This window comes from Stenotrophomonas sp. 93052_Sma (assembly GCF_056481145.1).
In genome coordinates this window covers 4440261-4458525 of sequence record NZ_CM151134.1, presented here as the reverse complement: position 1 = coordinate 4458525, position 18265 = coordinate 4440261, and the positions used below count along the sequence as shown (strand labels likewise).

At 67.3% G+C, this 18265-nt stretch carries 10 protein-coding genes, 4 pseudogenes and 2 riboswitches; of the genes and pseudogenes, 8 read left to right on the top strand and 6 right to left on the bottom strand.

Annotated features, from left to right (window positions below):
• Positions 1-272: 272 nt before the first annotated feature.
• A complete protein-coding gene (locus tag ACZK2V_RS20810; RefSeq protein WP_107433214.1) occupies positions 273-809 on the top strand; it encodes a type II TA system antitoxin MqsA family protein in 537 nt (178 codons plus the stop codon).
• A 203-nt stretch (positions 810-1012) separates the two neighbouring features.
• On the opposite strand, the pseudogene ACZK2V_RS20805 reads toward ACZK2V_RS20810, so the two are convergent.
• From ACZK2V_RS20805 to ACZK2V_RS20790, 4 genes and pseudogenes are all read right to left on the bottom strand, one after another.
• Positions 1013-4001: pseudogene (locus tag ACZK2V_RS20805) on the bottom strand (efflux RND transporter permease subunit).
• Positions 4002-4076: 75 nt separating this feature from the next.
• A pseudogene (locus tag ACZK2V_RS20800) lies at positions 4077-7146 on the bottom strand (multidrug efflux RND transporter permease subunit); the annotation flags it as partial.
• Positions 7143-8309, bottom strand: coding sequence for an MdtA/MuxA family multidrug efflux RND transporter periplasmic adaptor subunit (locus ACZK2V_RS20795; protein ID WP_486322752.1), 1167 nt, complete (start codon positions 8307-8309; stop codon positions 7143-7145). The gene ACZK2V_RS20795 and the pseudogene ACZK2V_RS20800, both read right to left, overlap by 4 nt.
• Positions 8310-8594: 285 nt before the next feature.
• A pseudogene (locus tag ACZK2V_RS20790) lies at positions 8595-9210 on the bottom strand (trimeric intracellular cation channel family protein).
• 84 nt (positions 9211-9294) lie between these two features.
• Positions 9295-9398: riboswitch (glycine riboswitch) on the bottom strand.
• Positions 9399-9411: 13 nt separating this feature from the next.
• A riboswitch (glycine riboswitch) is annotated at positions 9412-9501 on the bottom strand.
• Positions 9502-9541: 40 nt separating this feature from the next.
• Here ACZK2V_RS20790 and ACZK2V_RS20785 point away from each other — a divergent pair.
• The 3 genes and pseudogenes from ACZK2V_RS20785 to ACZK2V_RS20775 all read left to right on the top strand — a co-directional run bounded on the left by ACZK2V_RS20785 (position 9542) and on the right by ACZK2V_RS20775 (position 10774).
• Positions 9542-9815: pseudogene (locus tag ACZK2V_RS20785) on the top strand (GIY-YIG nuclease family protein).
• Positions 9816-9886: 71 nt separating this feature from the next.
• Positions 9887-10318, top strand: coding sequence for a nuclear transport factor 2 family protein (locus ACZK2V_RS20780; protein ID WP_486322751.1), 432 nt, complete (start codon positions 9887-9889; stop codon positions 10316-10318).
• A 3-nt stretch (positions 10319-10321) separates the two neighbouring features.
• Entirely contained in the window at positions 10322-10774 is a 453-nt protein-coding gene (locus ACZK2V_RS20775) for a hypothetical protein (protein ID WP_486322750.1), read from the top strand.
• Between the two features lie 91 nt (positions 10775-10865).
• Here the strand turns inward: ACZK2V_RS20775 and ACZK2V_RS20770 are convergent, their stop codons facing one another.
• Positions 10866-12146, bottom strand: a complete 1281-nt coding sequence (locus ACZK2V_RS20770; protein WP_071227868.1) for an NAD(P)/FAD-dependent oxidoreductase — start codon at positions 12144-12146, stop codon at positions 10866-10868.
• A 123-nt stretch (positions 12147-12269) separates the two neighbouring features.
• Here ACZK2V_RS20770 and ACZK2V_RS20765 point away from each other — a divergent pair, with 123 nt between their 5' ends.
• Together ACZK2V_RS20765 and ACZK2V_RS20760 are read left to right on the top strand one after the other, a co-directional pair.
• Positions 12270-13199, top strand: a complete 930-nt coding sequence (locus ACZK2V_RS20765) for an NYN domain-containing protein (RefSeq protein ID WP_486322749.1) — start codon at positions 12270-12272, stop codon at positions 13197-13199.
• Entirely contained in the window at positions 13193-13813 is a 621-nt protein-coding gene (locus ACZK2V_RS20760; RefSeq protein ID WP_107433218.1) for a glutathione S-transferase family protein, read from the top strand. The genes ACZK2V_RS20765 and ACZK2V_RS20760 overlap by 7 nt, the downstream gene beginning before the upstream one ends.
• 194 nt (positions 13814-14007) lie before the next feature.
• Here ACZK2V_RS20760 and ACZK2V_RS20755 read toward each other — a convergent pair whose 3' ends face one another.
• Complete coding sequence (locus tag ACZK2V_RS20755) at positions 14008-16185, bottom strand: primosomal protein N' (protein WP_189720105.1); 2178 nt, start codon at positions 16183-16185, stop codon at positions 14008-14010.
• Positions 16186-16597: 412 nt separating this feature from the next.
• Between ACZK2V_RS20755 and ACZK2V_RS20750 the strand changes: the two genes are divergently transcribed.
• Together ACZK2V_RS20750 and ACZK2V_RS20745 are read left to right on the top strand one after the other, a co-directional pair.
• Positions 16598-17602, top strand: a complete 1005-nt coding sequence (locus ACZK2V_RS20750; protein ID WP_032129681.1) for a hypothetical protein — start codon at positions 16598-16600, stop codon at positions 17600-17602.
• A complete protein-coding gene (locus ACZK2V_RS20745; RefSeq protein ID WP_107433221.1) occupies positions 17595-18173 on the top strand; it encodes a DUF3106 domain-containing protein in 579 nt (192 codons plus the stop codon). The genes ACZK2V_RS20750 and ACZK2V_RS20745 overlap by 8 nt, the downstream gene beginning before the upstream one ends.
• Positions 18174-18265 lie beyond the last annotated feature (92 nt).

Here is an 18265-nt window from a genome sequence, read left to right as displayed (position 1 = left end):
AAACCTTCGCTGGACGCTGGGCGACCTCCTGGACTGTCTGCTGTGCCTGCAAGCGGAGGACCATAGGGGATCAGAGTGGTGCAGGGACCAGTTGGGCACCTGGCATCCATGTGACGCCTACGCAGTTCGCTATGACGATGTGCAGAAGTGCCGGATGAACCGATCCGACATCAACTATTACCTGAAATTTTCTGTTGGCCGGTGTGGAACGTTGCGGCTCGTATTTCTCAGCTGCCATCTGTAGAGCATCATGCGTTTCATTGGAGCGCGCCATGAACAAAGCCACGTCCCGACTCTGTCCCGCCTGCGAGCAGGCACCGCTGGTGGCATCCACACGCGAACGGCACTTCACTCCGCGCGGCAATCCTGTGGTCGTCGAACTGCTGGCGATGGAGTGCCCCGCATGCGGCGCTATGGCAACCAGCGCCGCACAGCAGATCGAGAACCTGAGACGACTTGCCGCACGGCGCGCCCACTACGGCGGGCTGCTGCTGGGCGAGGATGTGTTGGCGTTCCGGCGCCGCTACGGCTTGACCCAGCGCGCAGCGGCCAGGCTGTTTGGAAAAGGCGCGATCGCGTTTTCCCGCTACGAGAACGAGACGACCTATCCCGACGATGCCACAACCATGCTGCTGTCGTTGGCTATGGAGAAGCCCGAGGTCGTGCGCTGGCTTGCCGAGCGCACCGGCACGGCGGTCCCGCTGCTGGACAGGCTGCAGGACGTTGCAACCAAGCCTCCCCGGCGTGTGTCGCGGGCCCATCGGGTCGCACCCGGCACGCCAAGTGGTCCAGTCCGCGCAGTGCGTTGATCCGACTTGGATACGTAGAGTCGAGCTTGCTCGACTGCGGAAAAACGTGCACCAACGGCAGTCGAGCAAGCTCGACTCTACTCAATGTCCGCCGTAGATCCACGCCACGCGTGGATACCGCTCTTCTGTAGCGTCGAGCCATGATCGACTTGCGCGAGAAGCGCGTTGGTTCCCTGTAAAGAGCAGTCGAGCATGGCTCGACGCTACATGGCCTTCTTCGCGCGCAACCTCGCCAAGGCCAGATACATCGCCGGGGTCGTGTACAGCGTCAACCACTGGCTGACCAGCAAGCCGCCGACAATCGCAATGCCCAGCGGTTGCCGCAGCTCCCAGCCTTCGCCATTGGCCAGCATCAGCGGCAGCGTGCCCAGCAGCGCTGCCAGCGAGGTCATCAGGATCGGCCGCAGGCGCAACCGTGCGGCTTCCATCACTGAATCCTGCGCGCTCAGCCCGCGCCGCTCGCCGGCCAGTGCGAAATCCACCAGCAGGATGGTGTTCTTCATCACCACGCCCACCAGCAGGAACAGGCCGAGCAGGGCGATCAGGTTCAGTTCGTTGCCGAACAGCCACAGCGCCAGCAGCGCACCGACACCGGCCGAAGGCAGGGTGGACAGGATCACCAGCGGCTGCAGGAAGCTCTCGTAGAGGATGCCCAGCACCAGGTAGACCGCCAGCGTGGCGCCCAGCACCAGCCATAGCTGGCGCGCGCGCAGCTGATCCAGCCCGCCGGCTTCACCGGACAGTTTTCCCTGGACCGAACGCGGCAGCATCAGTTTCGACATCGCACCATCGATCGCCTGTGTGGCCTGTTCCAATCCTACGCCCGGTGCCAGTGCGAACTCGATCCAGATCGAGGCGAACTGCTCGCTGTGGTACACCCGGTCCGGTGCCATGCCATAGCGCCAGCTGGCGATGCTCGACAGCGGAATGCGCTGGCCGTTGCCATCGATCACCTGCAGGCGTGACAGCGTGCCCGGGTCCTGGGTGTGCTTCGGGTCCAGCTCCATCACCACGCGGTACTGGTTGAGGCTGTCGTACAGCGTGGCGACCTGACGCTGGCTGAAGGAGTTGTTGAGCATGTTGGCCACCGTGCGCAGGTCGACGCCGTGGCGCGCGGCTGCTTCGCGGTCGATATCCAGCACCACCTGGCGCATGCCCGCTTCACCCTGTGCTTCCACGTCCACCAGTTCGGGCAGGCCACGCAGGGCGGCAGCCACCTTCGGTGCCCATTCGCGCAGGGGCGCTGTATCGGCCGACAGCAGCTGGAACTCGTACTTGCCGCTGCTGCCGGCGCCCTCCAGGCGGATGTCCTGGTCCACCCACAGATAGAGATTGCCGCCGGGCAGCTTGGGCAGCCGCGCGCAGGCGGTCGATCACCTGTTGGCTGGACACCTTGCGCTCGGCCAGCGGCTTCATCTTGATCATGATGAAGGCGTTGTTGACCCCGTTGCTGCCACCGATGTAGCCGATGATGTCCTCGATGGCCGGATCGGACAGCAACAGCTTCCTGTACGCATCGATCTTCGGTTGCATGGCCTGGAAGGACAGGCCGTCATCGCCGCGCGCGAAGCCGCGCAGCTGCGCGGTGTCCTGCTTGGGCACGATGCCCTTGGGCACCTGCTGGAACAGCCACGTGTTGAGCGCGATGACTGCAACGAAAGCCAGCAACGGCCAGCGCAGCCGGCGCAGGCTGGCCTGTAGCGTGCGCAGGTAGGCGCCGCGCACGCGCTCGAACAGTGCATTGCTGCCGCGCTGCCAACGCGAGGGTTGCTGCGCGGCATCCACGAACAATCGTGCACACAGCATCGGCACCAGGCTCAGCGCGACCAGCACGGAGACCGTCATGGCCGCCACCAGGGTCAACGAGAATTCGCGGAACAGGCGTTCGACGAAGTCGTCCAGGAACAGGATGGAGACGAACACCACGGCCAGTGCAACGTTCATCGACAGCAGCGTGGCACCGACTTCCGATGCACCCCGTACTGCCGCCTGCCAGCGGTCGGCGCCCAGTTCGCGATGGCGGGCGATGTTCTCCAGCGCCACGATGGCATCGTCCACCACCAGCACGGCGGCGACGATCAGCGCCATCAATGAAAGCGTATTGAGCGAGAAGCCCATCAGCGCGATCAGCGCCAGCGTGCCGAACAGCACCACCGGAATCGCCACGCTGGGGACCAGCGCTGCACGCCAGTGGCCGAGGAAGCCGAGCACCACCAGCACCACCAGCACGATCGCCAGCACCAGCGTGAGCTCTGCTTCGTGCAGGGTGGCGCGGATCACCGGCGAGCGGTCCATCACCAGCCGCATGTCCACGCCGGAGGGCAACAGCGCATGCAGTTGCGGCAGCTGCGCCTGGATGGCATCAACGGTGGCGATGATGTTGGCGCCGGGTTGGCGGCTGACGATCAGCAGCACGGCGGGGCGTTCGTTGTGGAAGCCGCTGGCGTAACGGTCTTCCACGCCATCGGCAACGGCGGCGACATCGCCCAGCCGCAGCGTGCGGTCGTCGCTGACCTTCAATGCCAGTTCGCGGTACTGCGCGGCCTGGCGCAGCTGCAGCGGCGCTTCCAGCTGCCACTGCTGGCGGTCATCGCCCACGGCACCCAGCGGGCGCATGGCGTTGGCGCGGCCGATGGCCTGGGCCACGTCCTCCAGTGCCAGGCCTGCATGGTTCAGTGCATTCGGGTCCAGCGATACACGCACGGCGGGCAAGGCGCTGCCGCCCACCTGCACTTCGCCCACGCCAGGCACCTGCGACAGCTTCTGCGCCAGCACGGTGGAGGCCAGGTCATACAGCTGGCCTGGCGAACGCGTGTCCGAGGTCAGTGCCAGCGCCAGGATCGGTGCCTGTGAGGGATTGACCTTGCGGTACTGCGGCATGCCGGGCATGCCACTGGGCAACTGCCCGCGTGCAAGATTGATGGCGGCCTGCACTTCACGCGCTGCCTCATCGATGTCGCGGCCGAGTACGAACTTCAGTTCGATCTGGGTCTGGCCCTGGGTGCTGGCCGAGTCGATGCGTGAGATGCCGGGCAGGCTGCCCAGTGCGCGCTCCAGCGGCGTGGCCACGGTGGCTGCCATCGACTCGGGCGAGGCGCCGGGCAGGCTGGCACTGACTTCAATGGCGGGATAATCGACCTGTGGCAGTGGCGCCACAGGCAACAGGCGCAATGCCAGCAGGCCAGCCAGCACCAGCGCCACCGCCAGCAGGATCGTCGCAACCGGGCGCTGCACGCAGGCCTGCGCCAGGCGCGCGATGGGGCTCACGCGCGCCTCGTCAACGGCCACCGGGGACGTCGCACGGCCACGCTGCAGGCGATCAAAGGCCAGGTAGATCACCGGCGTGGTGAACAGGGTCAGTACCTGGCTGACCAGCAGCCCCCCCACCATCACCCAGCCCAGTGGCTGCCGCAGCTCGGCGCCGGAACCGCTGGCCAGCATCAGCGGCACTGCGCCGAACAGCGCGGCCAGCGTGGTCATCAGGATCGGCCGGAAACGCAGCAGCGCGGCCTGATGGATCGCCTCGCGCGGTGACATGCCGCGTGTGCGCTGCGCGTCCAGCGCGAAGTCGATCATCATGATCGCGTTCTTCTTCACCAGGCCGATCAGCAGCACGATGCCGATCACCGCGATCAGGTCCAGGCTGCGTCCGCTTACCCACAGTGCCGCCAGCGCACCCACGGTGGCCGAGGGCAGGGTGGAGAGGATGGTGATGGGGTGGATGAAGCTCTCGTAGAGCACGCCCAGCACGATGTACATCACCACCACCGCGGCCAGGATCAGCCACAGTGTGGACGACAGCGAGCTGCTGAAGGCCGCTGCGGCACCCTGCAGGCGAAGTTCGATGCTCTGCGGCAGGTTCACCTGTGCGCGCGGCGTGCACAGCCTCCACCGCTTCGCCCAGTGATGCGCCCGGGGCAAGGTTGAACGACAGCGTGGCCGCCGGGAACTGGCCGACATGGTTGCGCAGCAGAGCGGTCGGGCCCAGATCCACGCGTGCCACCGCACCCAGCGGCACGGTCTGCCCACTGCTGCTGCGCACACGCAGGCCCGTGATCGCCTCCGGCCCGGGCTGTCGTGAAGGATCGGCCTCCAGCACCACCCGGTACTGGCTGGCCTGGGTGAAGATGGTCGAAATCTGGCGCTGCCCATAGGCGTCGTACAGCGCATCGGCTACTGCTTCCACGCTTACGCCCAGGCGCGCCGCCGCATCGCGGTCGATCGCCACGCGCGCCTGCCGGCCCTGCATCTGCAGATCGCTGGCGACATCGCGCAGTGCAGGTTGCTGGCGTAGCGCCTGCAGCAGCTTCGGGGTCCAGCGTTCCAGTGTTTCAAGATCCGGCGTGGTCAGGGTGAACTGGTACTGGGTGCGGCTGATGCGGTCTTCGATGCCCAGCTCCTGTACCGGCTGCAGGTACAGGGTGATGCCGGGGATCTTCGACACGCGCTGTTGCAGGCGCGCCATCACCACGGCGGCGCCATCGCGGTCGCCGTGCGGTTTCAGCTCGATCAGCAGGCGGCCGGTATTGAGCGTGGCATTGTTGCCGTCCACGCCGATGTAGGACGACACGCTGGCCACCGCTTCGTCGGCTTCGATGGCCGCCGCCAGCGCCTGCTGGCGCTCGCGCATGGCCTGGAATGAGATCGCCTGCGGCGCTTCGCTGATGCCCTGCACCAGGCCGGCATCCTGCACCGGGAAGAAACCCTTGGGCACGGCGAAGTACAGCGCCACGGTCAGTGCGAGGGTGGCAACGGTGGCCAGCAACATCAGCGGCTGGCGCTGCAGCACCCAGCGCAGCTGGCGGTCGTAGAGGCCGATGACGCGGTCGAAGACATCGGGCGCGTGTGCAGTCTTCGCGTGCGGCTTCAGGAACCGCGCGCACAGCATCGGCGTCAGCGTCAGCGAGACCACCAGCGAAATGCCGATGGCTACAGCCAGTGTCACTGCGAACTCATGGAACAGTGCACCCACCAGGTCGGCCATGAACAGCAGCGGGATCAGCACCGCGATCAGCGAAACAGTCAGCGACACCAGGGTGAAGCCGATCTCGGCTGCGCCTTTCAGCGCTGCATCGCGGGGGCTTTCGCCTTCCTCCAGATGGCGGGCGATGTTCTCCAGCATCACGATGGCATCGTCCACCACGAAGCCGGTGGCGATGGTCAGCGCCATCAGCGTGAGGTTGTTGAGCGAATAGCCGGCCAGCAGCATCACCGCGAAGGTGCCGATGAGCGACAGCGGCACCGCGACGCTGGGAATGAGCGTGGCCGGCAGATTGCGCAGGAACACCCAGGTGACCAGCACCACCAGGCCGATGGCCAGTACCAGTTCTTTCTGCACGCCGCGCACCGACGCGCGGATCGATTCGGTGCGGTCGCTCAGTACATTCATCTGCACGCCGGCGGGCAGCGTGGCCTGCAGCTGCGGCAGCAGCGTACGCACCTGCTCGACCACGGCGATCACGTTGGCGCCGGGCTGGCGCTGGATGTTCACCAGCACTGCCGGCGTGGTACCGCTCCACGCAGCCAACTGGCGGTTCTCGGCGCCATCGGTAATGGTGGCTACATCGCCCAGCCGCAGCGGCGCGCCGTCGCGCCAGGCCAGTACCAGGGCGCGGTACTCATCCACGCTGCGCATCTGATCGTTGGCATCGAGCATCACCGCGCGGATCGGGCCATCGAAACTGCCCTTGGGCAGGTTGACGTTGGCGGCGGCGATGGCGGTGCGGATGTGGTCCATGCCCAGGTTGTTGGCGGCCAGCGCCGCTGGATTGACCTGGATGCGCACCGCCGGGCGCTGGCCACCGGCCAGGCTGACCAGGCCGACGCCGGGCAACTGCGCCAGGCGCTGGGCGATGCGCGTATCCACCAGATCGTGCACCTGCGGCAGCGACAGGCCTTGCGAGGTCACCGCCAGTGTCAGGATGGGGGTGTCGGCCGGGTTGACCTTGCGGTACACCGGCGGCACCGGCAGGTCCCCGGGCAGGAAGCTGCCCGCCGCGTTGATGGCGGCCTGCACGTCCTGCTCGGCCACACCCAGCGACACCTCCAGCCCGAACTGCAGGGTAATGACCGAGGCGCCACCGGAACTGGTCGACGACAGTTGTTTCAGGCCGGGAATCTGGCCGAGCTGGCGCTCCAGCGGTGCGGTGATGGTGCGTGTGGTCAGTTCGGGGCTGGCCCCCGGATACAGCGTGGTGATCTGGATGATCGGGTAATCGACCTGCGGCAGCGCCGCCACCGGCAGCAGGCGATAGGCCAGCACGCCGGACAGCAGCAGCGCCACCATCAGGAGAGTCGTTGCGACCGGGCGCAGGATGAACGGGCGCGAGAGGTTCATGCGCCGGCCTTGGTCGCGGCCTCCTCGGTGATGATCTCCACCGCCGTGCCGTCTTCCAGCCCGTCGATGCCTTCGATCACCACCTTGTCCCCTGCGGCCAGCCCGGAGCGCACGGCCACGCGCCCATCATCGGCCGGACCGAGCACCACGGTGCGGCGCTGTGCCTTGCTGTCCTTGTCGACGATATGCACGTAGTTGCCCTGGCTGCCGAACTGCACGGCGGCATCGGGAATCAGCAGCGCGGGCTGCTCGCCCAGCTGCAGGCGGACGTTGACGAACTGGTTGGGGAACAGCGCCAGATCGTGGTTGTCGAAGTGCGCACGCAGTTTCAACGTGCCGGTGGTGGTATCGATGCGGTTGTCGACGCTGGACAGCGAGCCGCGGGCCAGCTGCCGGCGTTCTTCGCGGTCCCAGGTTTCCACCGCCAGTGCCGGTTGCGCCTGCACGGCATCGAGCAGCGCAGGCAGCTCGGGTTCGGGCACGGTGAACAGCACGCTGATCGGCGCGGTCTGCGCCAGCGTCACCAGGCCTTCGGCATCGCTGGCGCGCACCAGGTTGCCCACGTCCAACCGGCGCAGCCCGACGCGGCCACTGACCGGCGCGGTGATGCGGGTGTACTGCAGCTGCAGGCGCGCTTCATCAACAGACGCCTGATCGCCGAGGCGGCGGCCCTGCAGCTGGCGCACCTTGCTCTGCTGGTCGCTCAGTTCCTGCCCGGACACGTAGTTCTGCTTCTGCAGTTCGCGGTAGCGCTGCAGCTGGCGCTCGGCGTTTTCCAGCTCGGCCAGATTCTGCTGCTGGGTACCCTGCGCCTGTGCCAGCTTCACTTCATACGGGCGCGGGTCGATCTGCGCCAGCAGATCGCCGGCCTTCACCTGCTGGCCTTCCTGGAAATGCAGCCGTAGCAGTTCGCCATCCACGCGGCTGCGTACCACCACGCTGTGCAGCGGGGTGACCGTACCGACCGCCTTCAGGCGCAGCACCAGCGGCTCGGCGCTGGCGCGTGCCACGCGTACCGGCACCGTCTTGCCCGGCGCATCGTCGCTGCTGCCGGCGCCATTCCGGGGCCACAGCCACCACGCCAGAACGGCGACGAGGGCGATGGCCAGCACCGCCCACAACAGGCGGGCACGACGGAAGCGGGAATTTTCGGCGACAGACATGGGGCATCCTGCGCCCTGCGCGCGCAGGGACATGCGGGCCCGTCGGCGCGTTCACGGCACCACGGGCAGCGGGGAGGGAGTTGTCTGGCGGGGCCGCGGGCGCGGCGTGGCTGGATGCCGTCGCGGCAGCGACGGGGTGACAATGGTAGCCAATCACCCCGGCCAATGCCGCATGACCATGGTCATGCAACGCATTCGGTAGTGCCGGCCGCTGGCCGGCAACCTGCCGGAATCTGCGGGCGCGTGCCGTGTTGCCGGCCAGCGGCCGGCACTACCGTCAAACAATCAATGCACTTCGTCGTGGTACACGAACTTCGGCATTTCCCAGCGGTAGTGGATCGCCAGCAGGCGCAGCGCGAAGCCGCCGCCGAGGCAGCACAGGATCGCGGTGGCGTCGGCCACGCCCCAGTGCAGCAGCAACAGGTAGGCCGCGCCGGTCAGCAGCGCGATGATCGCGTACAGCTCCTTCTGGAAGATCAGCGGCACCTCGTTGCAGAGAATGTCGCGCAGCACGCCACCGAAGGCACCGGTCAGCATGCCGGCGATCAGCACGATCGGCATGGCATGGCCGGCCTCGCGCGATCGAACAGCCGATCAGGGTGAAGGCGATCAGGCCCAGGCCATCGAGCACCAGGAAGGTGCGGCGGAAGTGGTGCATCCAGCGCGCCACCCAGGTGGCGATCAGCGCCGCGCACACGGTGAAGCCCAGGTACTCGGGATGCTTCACCCAGCCGAGCGGGTAGTGGCCGAGCAGGATGTCGCGCAGCGAACCGCCCCCGAGGGCGGTGACGCAGGCGATCATGACCACCCCGAACAGGTCCATGCGGCGACGGCCGGCGGACAGCGCGCCGGTCATGGCTTCGGCGGAAATGGCGATCAGGTAGATGATGGACAGCAGCATGGGACAGGCTCCGGGCGCGGTGGGGCCGGCCATGCGCGACTACCGCCACTGCCTGCGCAATGACGGGATGACGATGACCGGTGCCGCTCCCGCTGTCCTTTTGCCTGAGAGTTCAGCGGCGTTGGCCGCGTGCCCCTTCGGCGGATCGTCCCGGGCATGCCCGGTGACCTCTCTCCAGCTCGGCGAGTCGAATGCATGGTTGGTGGGATTCCAGCCCACCGGCCTGAGCGATCATGGGAGCCTGCGCCTTCGGCGGGCGCCAGCGCGGCGCCTCTCTCCTGCATTCGGGCGCCAGTATATCCGCTGCAGTGCAGCACGGCATAATCCGGGCATGGCCCCGTCCCTCCGCCCGTGGTTCCTGTACCTGCTCGAATGCCGCGATGGCAGCTACTACGCCGGCATCAGCACCGATGTGGAGGCGCGTTTCGCCGCCCACCAGGCCGGCAAGGGCGCGCTACACCCGGGCACGGCCGCCGCTGCGCGTGCTGGCCGTGCGCGAGTACCCGGACCGGGCCGCCGCCTCGCGGGCCGAGTGGCAACTCAAGCAGCAGCCGCGCGAACGCAAGCTGGCCTGGCTGCAGGAACCGGCCGAGACGCTTCTGTAGATCCACGCCATGCGTGGATGGGCCACTTGGCCCATGCCATGATCACCCCGCGCCCAGAGCTGGAGACCCGGATGTCCACGATTGCCCTGCTGTTCGCTCTTTCCGCAGCAACGAGCCCCACTGCCGATCCGGCCACCCTCGAGGCCATTGAAGCCACCTGCCATGATTACGTCGACGGCCAGCTGGAAGCCGACCCGCAGCGTGTCGCCCGTTCCCTGCACCCGGACCTGGCCAAGCGCGCGGTGCTCGGCGATACGCCCGACGAACGCCTGGGCCTGCGCCGAATGTCGAAGGAAGAACTGGTGGCGCTGACGAAGCAGGGCGCGTTGAAGACCCCGAAGGATCAATGGGACCGCCGCTGCACGGTGCTGGACGTGACCGGCAACGCCGCCTCGGTGCGGCTGGAAACCCTGTGGTTCGTCGATTACTTCCACATGGGGCGCTTCGACCAGCGCTGGGTCATCGTCAACGCACTGTGGTATCCAAAACCAAAGGCGAAGTGAGCGATGGGTGCTGCCGGCAAAGCATGGATCTCCGTCGTCATGCTGGCCGCGGGCATCGCACTGCTGCCTGGCCTGCTGTACCGGCTCGGGCTGGCGCTGGTGGAAGGCCGGCCGAAGCCGGCGGACCGCGCACCCAGTGGTATGGCTGCGTGCAGCAGTGAGCAGCGCACGGGATTCCAGCCGATGAATCCATGGAGCTTCACGACGCGGTTCTTCGATCCTGAAGCGTTGAAGAAGGCGACTGACGTCGAGCGCGAAGCGTTCTGGGTTGCACGCCGCCACCTGATGCGGCAGCCAAGGCACGACATGCTGCGCTGGCATCTCAGCAGTACCGCACTGACAGTCTGGATCACCCGGTATTGGAGTAGCACGCAGATTGCCGATGCCGCGAGGAAGGAGGATTTCTGCCGCACCTGGTCGAAACGGCGGGTGCCGGGCGGCCCGATGAACCGGTAGATCCACGCCATGCGTGGATGGTGTTGACGGGGTCAGAGCCCTTTCCTGCGGAAAGGGATCCGACCGCGCAGCAGCCGGCCAGCGGCCGGCACTACCGTCGGGGTCGCCGGTCTTCCTGGTCATCACCAAAAATGATGCGCGCGCTGCGCTGGTAGCTCCAGTACGCCACGGCCCAGTTCAGCAGCACCACGATGCGGTTGCGGAAGCCGATCAGGAAGAACACGTGTGCGGCCAGCCAGAACCACCAGGCGAGGACGCCCGAGAGTTGCAGCCGGCCCAGGTGCACGATCGCGGCCATGCGGCCGATGGTGGCGAGGTTGCCGAAGTCGGCGTACTTGAACGGCCCCGGTGCGGCCTTGCCATGCAGACGCGCGCGGATCACCTCGGCCACGTACTTGCCCATCTGCTTGGCGGCGGGCGCAACGCCGGGTACCGGCTTGCCATTGGCCTGGTTCAGTGCGGCCAGGTCACCGGCCACGAACAGCTCGGGGTGCCCAGGCAGGGTGAGGTCGGGTTGCACCTGCACGCGTCCAGCGCGGTCCAGTGGCACCTCCAGGGTGCGCGCCAGCGGTGAAGCGGCCACACCGGCGGCCCACACCACAGTGCGGGCCGGTACGAACTGATCGCCGAGCTTGAAGCCCTGGCTGTCGATGTCGCTCACCGGGGTGCCGGTCAGCACTTCCACGCCCAGCTTTTCCAGCTGACGGCGCGCCTTCAGCGAAAGCACTTCCGGGAACGAAGACAACACGCGTGGGCCGGCCTCGACCAGCCGTACCTTGGCGCTGGCAGGATCGATGTGGCGGAACTCGTTGCGCAGCGTATGCCGCGCGATTTCTGCCAGAGTGCCGGCCAGCTCAACACCGGTAGGTCCACCGCCGACCACGGCGAAGCTCAGCCACGCCGCCTTCTTCGCCGGGTCCGGTTCGGCCTCGGCGCGCTCGAACGCCAGCAGCAGCTTGCGGCGCAGTGCGATGGCATCGTCCAGCGTCTTCAGCCCGGGCGCATCATCGGCCCATTGGTCGTTGCCGAAGTAGGCGTGGGTGGCGCCGGTAGCCAGCAGCAGGCTGTCGTAGTCCAGCGTGCTGCCATCGGCCATGCGGATCTGCCGGGCCTGCTTGTCGATGGTCACCACTTCGCCGAGGCGGACTTCCACATTGCGCTGGTGGCCGAGGATGTGGCGCAGCGGCGCGGCGATATCCGGCGCGGACAGGCCGGCGGTGGCCACCTGGTACAGCAGTGGCTGGAACAGATGGTGGTTGCGGCGGTCGACCAGGGTGATGCGTATGCGCTCGCGGGCCAGGGCACGGGTGGCCCAGAGGCCGGCAAAACCGCCGCCGACAACAACCAGGTGGGGAACGCGCTCGCGACTCATCGACTCACTCCAGTGGGGGCATTGGGGGAAGCGCCTGGCATCTTCGCACGATGGCGCCCTGTCACGTCAGCGCCCGCATGGATCGGCGATACTCGGGTTCAGGCAACCGCCCGTGAGGAGCCCATGAGCGAACCGGAAAAGCGCATCGCCCTGTTGATCGACGCCGACAATGCGCCGGCCTCGAAGATCGACGAGGTCCTGGCCGAAGTCGCCCGCTACGGTGTGGCCAACGTGCGCCGCGCCTATGGCAACTGGAAGAGCCCGCGGTTGAAGGGTTGGGAGGCCGTGCTGCACGAATATGCGATCCGCCCGATCCAGCAGTTCGCCTACAGCAAGGGCAAGAATGCCTCGGACATGGCGATGGTGATCGATGCCATGGACCTGCTGTACGCGCGCAATCTCGATGGCTTCGCCATCGTGTCCAGCGATGCCGATTTCACCCCGATGGTGATGCGCCTGCTGACCGATGGCGTGAAGGTGTATGGCTTCGGCGAGAAGAAAACCCCGGAGCCGTTCGTCAACGCGTGCTCGAAGTTCACCTATCTGGAAGCGCTGGGCCAGACCCATGCCAGCGTGCCGGATACCGAACAGGCGTCCAGCGAACAGGCATCGAACGAGCCTGTTGCCAACGACGATGCCCGGCCACGCAAGAGCGGTGCGGAAATGCGCAGCGATACGCGGCTGGTGAAGATGCTGCGCCGTGCGGTGTCCTCGGCCGAGGGCGAGGATGGCTGGTCGCACCTTGGCCCGGTCGGCAGCCAGATCGGCAACCAGGCCTCGTTCGATCCACGCAACTACGGTTACGGCAAGCTCAGTGACCTGCTGGCAGCGATCGGGCTGTTCGAGCTGAAGAAGGACGGCAAGTCCTCCTACGTGCGCGCTGCCAAAAAAGAACCGGTAATGCCGGCCGCTGGCCGGAAAGGAACCGGTAGTGCCGGCCGCTGGCCGGCAGCGCGCAGATGCCCGATTCCGCATCCGCCACCCACACACCCACTCCGATCAGGCGTATCGTTGCCGCTCGCATTGCCAGCAAGGAAAAAACCCGCATGTTGAAGATCTGGGGCCGCCGCAATTCCAGCAACGTCCGCAAGGTGCTGTGGTGCGCCGAGGAAATCGGCCTGCCGTACGAATCCATCGAGGTTGGTGGCAGCCATGGCGGCACGCAGACGCCGGAGTACCTGGCGATGAATCCCAACAGCCTGGTGCCGGTGATCGAAGACCATGGCCTGCCGCTGTGGGAATCGAATGCCATCGTGCGCTATCTGAGTGCGCGCTACGCGCTGGGCACGCTGTACGCCGAAGACCCGATGAAACGTGCCCAGGCCGAGAAGTGGATGGACTGGAGCACCTCGCGGATGGCGCCGCTGTACACCGACCTGATCTGGGGCATCATGCGCACCGCCCCAGCTGACCGCGACGAAGCGCGCATCAATGCCGCCATCGTGCGTGCCGGTGACTACCTGGCGATGGCCGATGCCACGTTGTCCAGACAGCCGTGGCTGTCGGGCGAGACGTTCGCGATGGGTGACATCCCGCTGGGCTCGCTGATCTATGCCTGGTTCGAACTGCCCATCCAGCGCCCGGAACTGCCGCACCTGGCCGACTGGTACGCCCGCCTGCGCGAGCGGCCGGCCTACCAGCGCGGCGTGATGTCGCCGCTGACCTGAGGGGTAGCGCCGGGCCATGCCCGGCGAGCGTGGTACGCGGAGGACCGCCGGGCATGGCCCGGCGCTAGCGTTCGTCTGCCTCAATACAGTTCCGTCGGGTCCATACGGACCGACGGTAGAGTCGAGCTTGCTCGACTGTGTCTGGCGCACGGCAGTCGAGCAAGCTCGACTCTACGCAGCATTGGGCAGCGCCCTCAATACAGATCCGTCGGATCCACATCCAGCGACCAGCGCACCTTGCGTGCCTCCGGCAGCGCATACAGCTGCGGCACCAGCTGGGCCAGCACGCCATGCAGCGGTGGCCGCTGCAGCGCGGACAGCAACAGCTGCGTGCGCTGGTAACCGGCACGCCGCGGCATCGGCGCCGGCATCGGCCCGTAGGCCTCGACCACATTCTGTTCCCCCAGCAGTTGCCGCGCCGCCAGCAGGAACGCATTGGCATGCTCGACCTGCTGTGCCTCGGCGCGCATCAGTGCCAGATGCGCGAACGGCGGGAATCCGGCGGCCTGGCGCTGGTTCAACTCGGCCTGCGCGAACGGGTGGTAGCCACCGCTCACCAGGGTTTCCAGCAGCGGATGCCCGGGGTGATGGGTCTGCAGCCAGACCTCGCCGGGATCGCGTGCACGGCCGGCGCGGCCAGCGACCTGGATCAGCTGCTGTGCCAGTTTTTCACTGGCACGGAAGTCGGCCGAGAACAGCCCTTCGTCGATGCCCACCACCACCACCAGTGTCAGCTTCGGCAGGTCGTGGCCCTTGGCCAGGATCTGCGTGCCGACCAGGATGCCGGGTTGGTCGCCCAGCCTCGCCAGCTGCTGTTCCAGTGCGTCGCGTCGTGAGGTGGTGCCGCGGTCGATGCGCACCACCGGAAAATCGGCGAAGGCGGCGGTGAGGTGCTCTTCCAGGCGTTCGGTACCGATGCCCTGTGGCTGCAGCGCCAGGCTGCCGCAGGCCGGGCATGCCAGCGGCGCCGGTTGCCGCGCACCGCAGTGGTGGCACTGCAGCCGGCGGCCGCCACCATGCACGGTCATCGGTGCGTCGCAGCGGTTGCACGGTGCGGTCCAGCCGCAGTCGTGGCACAGCAGCACCGGTGCGTAGCCACGGCGGTTCTTGAACACCAGCACCTGCTGGCCACGCTGCAGGTGCTCGCCGATGCCGGCCAGAACATCGGCCGAGAGGCCATCGTGCAATGGCCGTTTGCGCACATCAAGGATGCGCACGCGCGGTGGTCGTGCATCGCCGGCACGCTGCTTCAGGCGCAGGTGGGTGTAGCGCCCGGCATAGGCGTTGTGCAGTGTTTCCAGCGAGGGCGTGGCACTGCCGAGCAGCACGGGAATGCCGAGCGCCTTGGCGCGCACCAGGGCGAAATCGCGCGCGTGGTAGCGGATGCCGTCCTGCTGCTTGTAGCTGCCGTCATGTTCCTCGTCGATGATCAGCAGACCGGCCTGCGGCAGCGGCGTGAACACTGCCGAGCGGGTGCCGACAATGACCCGTGCTTCACCACGTGAGGCGGCTGCCCAGACGCGAGCGCGCTCGTTATCGTTCAAGCCCGAATGCAGCGCATGCACGGCGATGCCGAGGCGGCCGCGGAAGCGTGCCAGGGTCTGCGGAGTCAGGCCGATTTCCGGCACCAGCACCAGCGCCTGCCTGCCCTGTGCCAGGCAATGGATGATCGCCTGCAGGTAGACCTCGGTCTTGCCGCTGCCGGTCACGCCATCCAGCAGGAAAGGCTGGAAGCCGTCGGCGGCGTTGATCGCAGTCACGGCCTCGGCCTGGTCCGGGTTGAGCGTGGGCCCGGGCAGCGGCTGCGCATGCTGCGGTGCCACCGTCATCGCCACGCGCTCGGCCAGTGCACGCTTGGCCAGACTGCGTGCGGCGGTGCGCCAGTCCTCCATGCGTTCGCCCAGTACGTCTTCATCCACCACGGCCTCGGCCAGCAGTTCGGCCAACTGCCGCGGGCGGCTGCCGGCGCGCAGCTTCCCGCGCTGGGCATGGCCTTCGGGTGTCAGTTGCCAGCCCCAGTGATGGGTGTCGGGCAGGGCCTCGCCGTGGCGCAGCGGGCCGGGCAGGGCGGTGCTGAGTACTTCGCCCAACGGCGCGTGGGTGTAGCGCGCCAGCCACTGCAGGCTCTGCCACAGCTCACCCTGCAGCAGCGGCTGCGGGTCGCACCAGGCCAACGCCTGGCGGAGTCCCTGGCCGTCGTCGGTCTGGCCGTGTCCCACCACCACACCGACCAGCTCACGGTTGCCGAACGGCACCTTCAGGCGGCAGCCGACCGCAACCGTGGGGGCCACGCCCTCCGGCGACAAGTAGTCGAACAGGCGGGGCAGGGGGACGGGCAGGGCGACCTGCAGGGTCGGAATCGGTGAAAGCATCGGGCCAGTGTACCGGGCCATGCGCGCGCGAATGGCGGGGTGGGCGGCGGCGGGACGGCGCCCGTTGAATCATAAATGTCACCTAAATATCGGTGTCCATTGGAGATTCAGTCTTATCCACATGTTCTGTGGATAACGCTGTGCGTTACCGGTCGGCGGGCGCGCAGGAGGCCGATGGCGACGGCCTCACGCTCGGGTTGGTCAAAAAATCGCCATACTTTAAAATCCATCAAAATCAATGATTTAAGTGTGAAACAATGCTGAAACAGAGTGAATTCAGCTGGATGCCACAGTTTCCTGCGCAGGCAGCGTGGTGCTGTGCACAACCTGCAGCACGAAGTGCCTGTGGGCGCAAGTCCTACGGGCGCCGATGGCCTGCCGCTATCATGCGGGCAGACCTTTGGAGTGATCGATGACGGCTGTGCCCGCCCCTGTTTCCTCGACCGCGGCCGGTGCGCTGTCGGCGTTCCTGCGAGGTGTTGAACGCCGCGCCCTGGTGGTGGCTGAACTGCAGTGCGGCGATGCTGCCCGGGCCGAACAGACCCTGGTGGCGGTGATGCGCGCGTTTGCGGCGGTCGCCAGTGACCTGCCGATGGCGCAGTGGCCAACCCGCTTCTGGACCCTGCTGGGCCAGCGCCAGGCGCTGCGTGAGCCGGTGGGCGGCCAGTGGGAGCCGCCGCTTGCCGCCTTGGGCCAGATGGGACCGTTGCCGCGCCTGGCGCTGTTGCTGCGGGTGGGCGGCAGCCTGGATGAAGGTATCGCCACGCGCGTGCTCGACCAGGACGAAGCCGGCTACCAGCAGCTGCTGGCCGATGCCTGCCCGCGTGACGCGCACGGCCAGCCCGACGCCTCGGCCTGGCGCCAGCTGGCCGAACAGGTGCAGCTGCGCATCCGCGATCTGCCCGTCAAACGCCTGCAGCAGCTGCAACAGCCGGCCGCACCGACGAACAGCAGTGAAGCGCCGACCTCCAGCTGGCGCACCCCGCAGCGCGACGAGCGGGCTGCAGCCACTGGCAAGCGCCGCCGCGCCAATGCCAAGCCGCGCTGGCGCGGTCCGTTGATCCTGTTGATAACCGTGGTGGTACTGCTGGCCGCCGCGCTGGGCTGGCGCCATTGGCAGGGACATTCGTTCGGCAGCGACGCACCGCTGCCGGAAGGCGTGGTTGGTGAGGCGGGTCCCGTCACGGTGGAAGCACTGCCGCCGAGCAAGGTCAATGCCACGCCGGACGCGACCCCTGCGCAGGCGACGGACGACGCCACGATGCTGGCCGACCGCGACTATCCGCTGGTGGCCGATGCCGATCTGTATGCATGGACCGCCGCGGGCGGCCCGCTGCCGGTGGACGAGTCGCAGTCCAAGCCGAGCCGGCCGGAGCCGGCCAGCGCCACGCTGGAAACCGCTGCTGCCGATGAATAAGACCGTATTCGCCAGCCTGCTGCTGGCCCTGCCATTGTCGCTGTCCGCCGCGCCGCAGACTTTGAACGTGCCGCTGCCGCCGCCAGTGCCGGGCAGTTCACCGGCGGCCCCGGCCAGCACAGGTACGACGCCCGCTACGTTCGCCCAGCTCGATGCCCAGCAGCAGCGCCAGCGCCGCGCCGACTACGCCGCATGGCGGGCATTGCCGGAGGGCGAGCGTGAGCGGATCCGTCAGGCCGCTGCGCGATTCAATGCGTTGCCGGCCGAGCAGCAACAGCGCCTGCGGCAGCAGTTCCAGGCGCAGGACCAGGCCTTCCGCGAAGGCTGGCGGCTGGGCCCGCAGCTGGGCCTGGAGTTCCCCAAGCTGCACGGCCTGTTCGGCTTCGTGCCGCCGGAACAGCGCGAGGCCGCGCTGGCCGTGCTGCGCCAGCTCAGCCCGGCGCAGCTGGCCCAACTGACCCTGGTGGCACAGCGCACGCCACCGCAGGAGCGCGACAAGGTCCGCGGCGCGTTCCTCGCGGTGCCGCCGGCCGAGCGCGATACCTGGCTCAAGCGCCAGGCCGGGCAGTAGAAAGAAAAGGGGACGGAGGGGATTAAGTCGTATTCAGCACAGTCGGGCTTGAAACGACTTAATCCCCTCCGTCCCCTTTTTCTGTTCGTAAC

What these genes read in the sequence shown, in the direction of transcription:
- ACZK2V_RS20810 (WP_107433214.1), top strand. Translation starts at nt 273, where the DNA reads ATGAACAAAGCCACGTCCCGACTCTGTCCCGCCTGCGAGCAGGCACCG.
- ACZK2V_RS20795 (WP_486322752.1), bottom strand. Translation starts at nt 8,309, where the DNA reads ATGTCTGTCGCCGAAAATTCCCGCTTCCGTCGTGCCCGCCTGTTGTGG.
- ACZK2V_RS20780 (WP_486322751.1), top strand. Translation starts at nt 9,887, where the DNA reads ATGTCCACGATTGCCCTGCTGTTCGCTCTTTCCGCAGCAACGAGCCCC.
- ACZK2V_RS20775 (WP_486322750.1), top strand. Translation starts at nt 10,322, where the DNA reads ATGGGTGCTGCCGGCAAAGCATGGATCTCCGTCGTCATGCTGGCCGCG.
- ACZK2V_RS20770 (WP_071227868.1), bottom strand. Translation starts at nt 12,146, where the DNA reads ATGAGTCGCGAGCGCGTTCCCCACCTGGTTGTTGTCGGCGGCGGTTTT.
- ACZK2V_RS20765 (WP_486322749.1), top strand. Translation starts at nt 12,270, where the DNA reads ATGAGCGAACCGGAAAAGCGCATCGCCCTGTTGATCGACGCCGACAAT.
- ACZK2V_RS20760 (WP_107433218.1), top strand. Translation starts at nt 13,193, where the DNA reads ATGTTGAAGATCTGGGGCCGCCGCAATTCCAGCAACGTCCGCAAGGTG.
- ACZK2V_RS20755 (WP_189720105.1), bottom strand. Translation starts at nt 16,185, where the DNA reads ATGCTTTCACCGATTCCGACCCTGCAGGTCGCCCTGCCCGTCCCCCTG.
- ACZK2V_RS20750 (WP_032129681.1), top strand. Translation starts at nt 16,598, where the DNA reads ATGACGGCTGTGCCCGCCCCTGTTTCCTCGACCGCGGCCGGTGCGCTG.
- ACZK2V_RS20745 (WP_107433221.1), top strand. Translation starts at nt 17,595, where the DNA reads ATGAATAAGACCGTATTCGCCAGCCTGCTGCTGGCCCTGCCATTGTCG.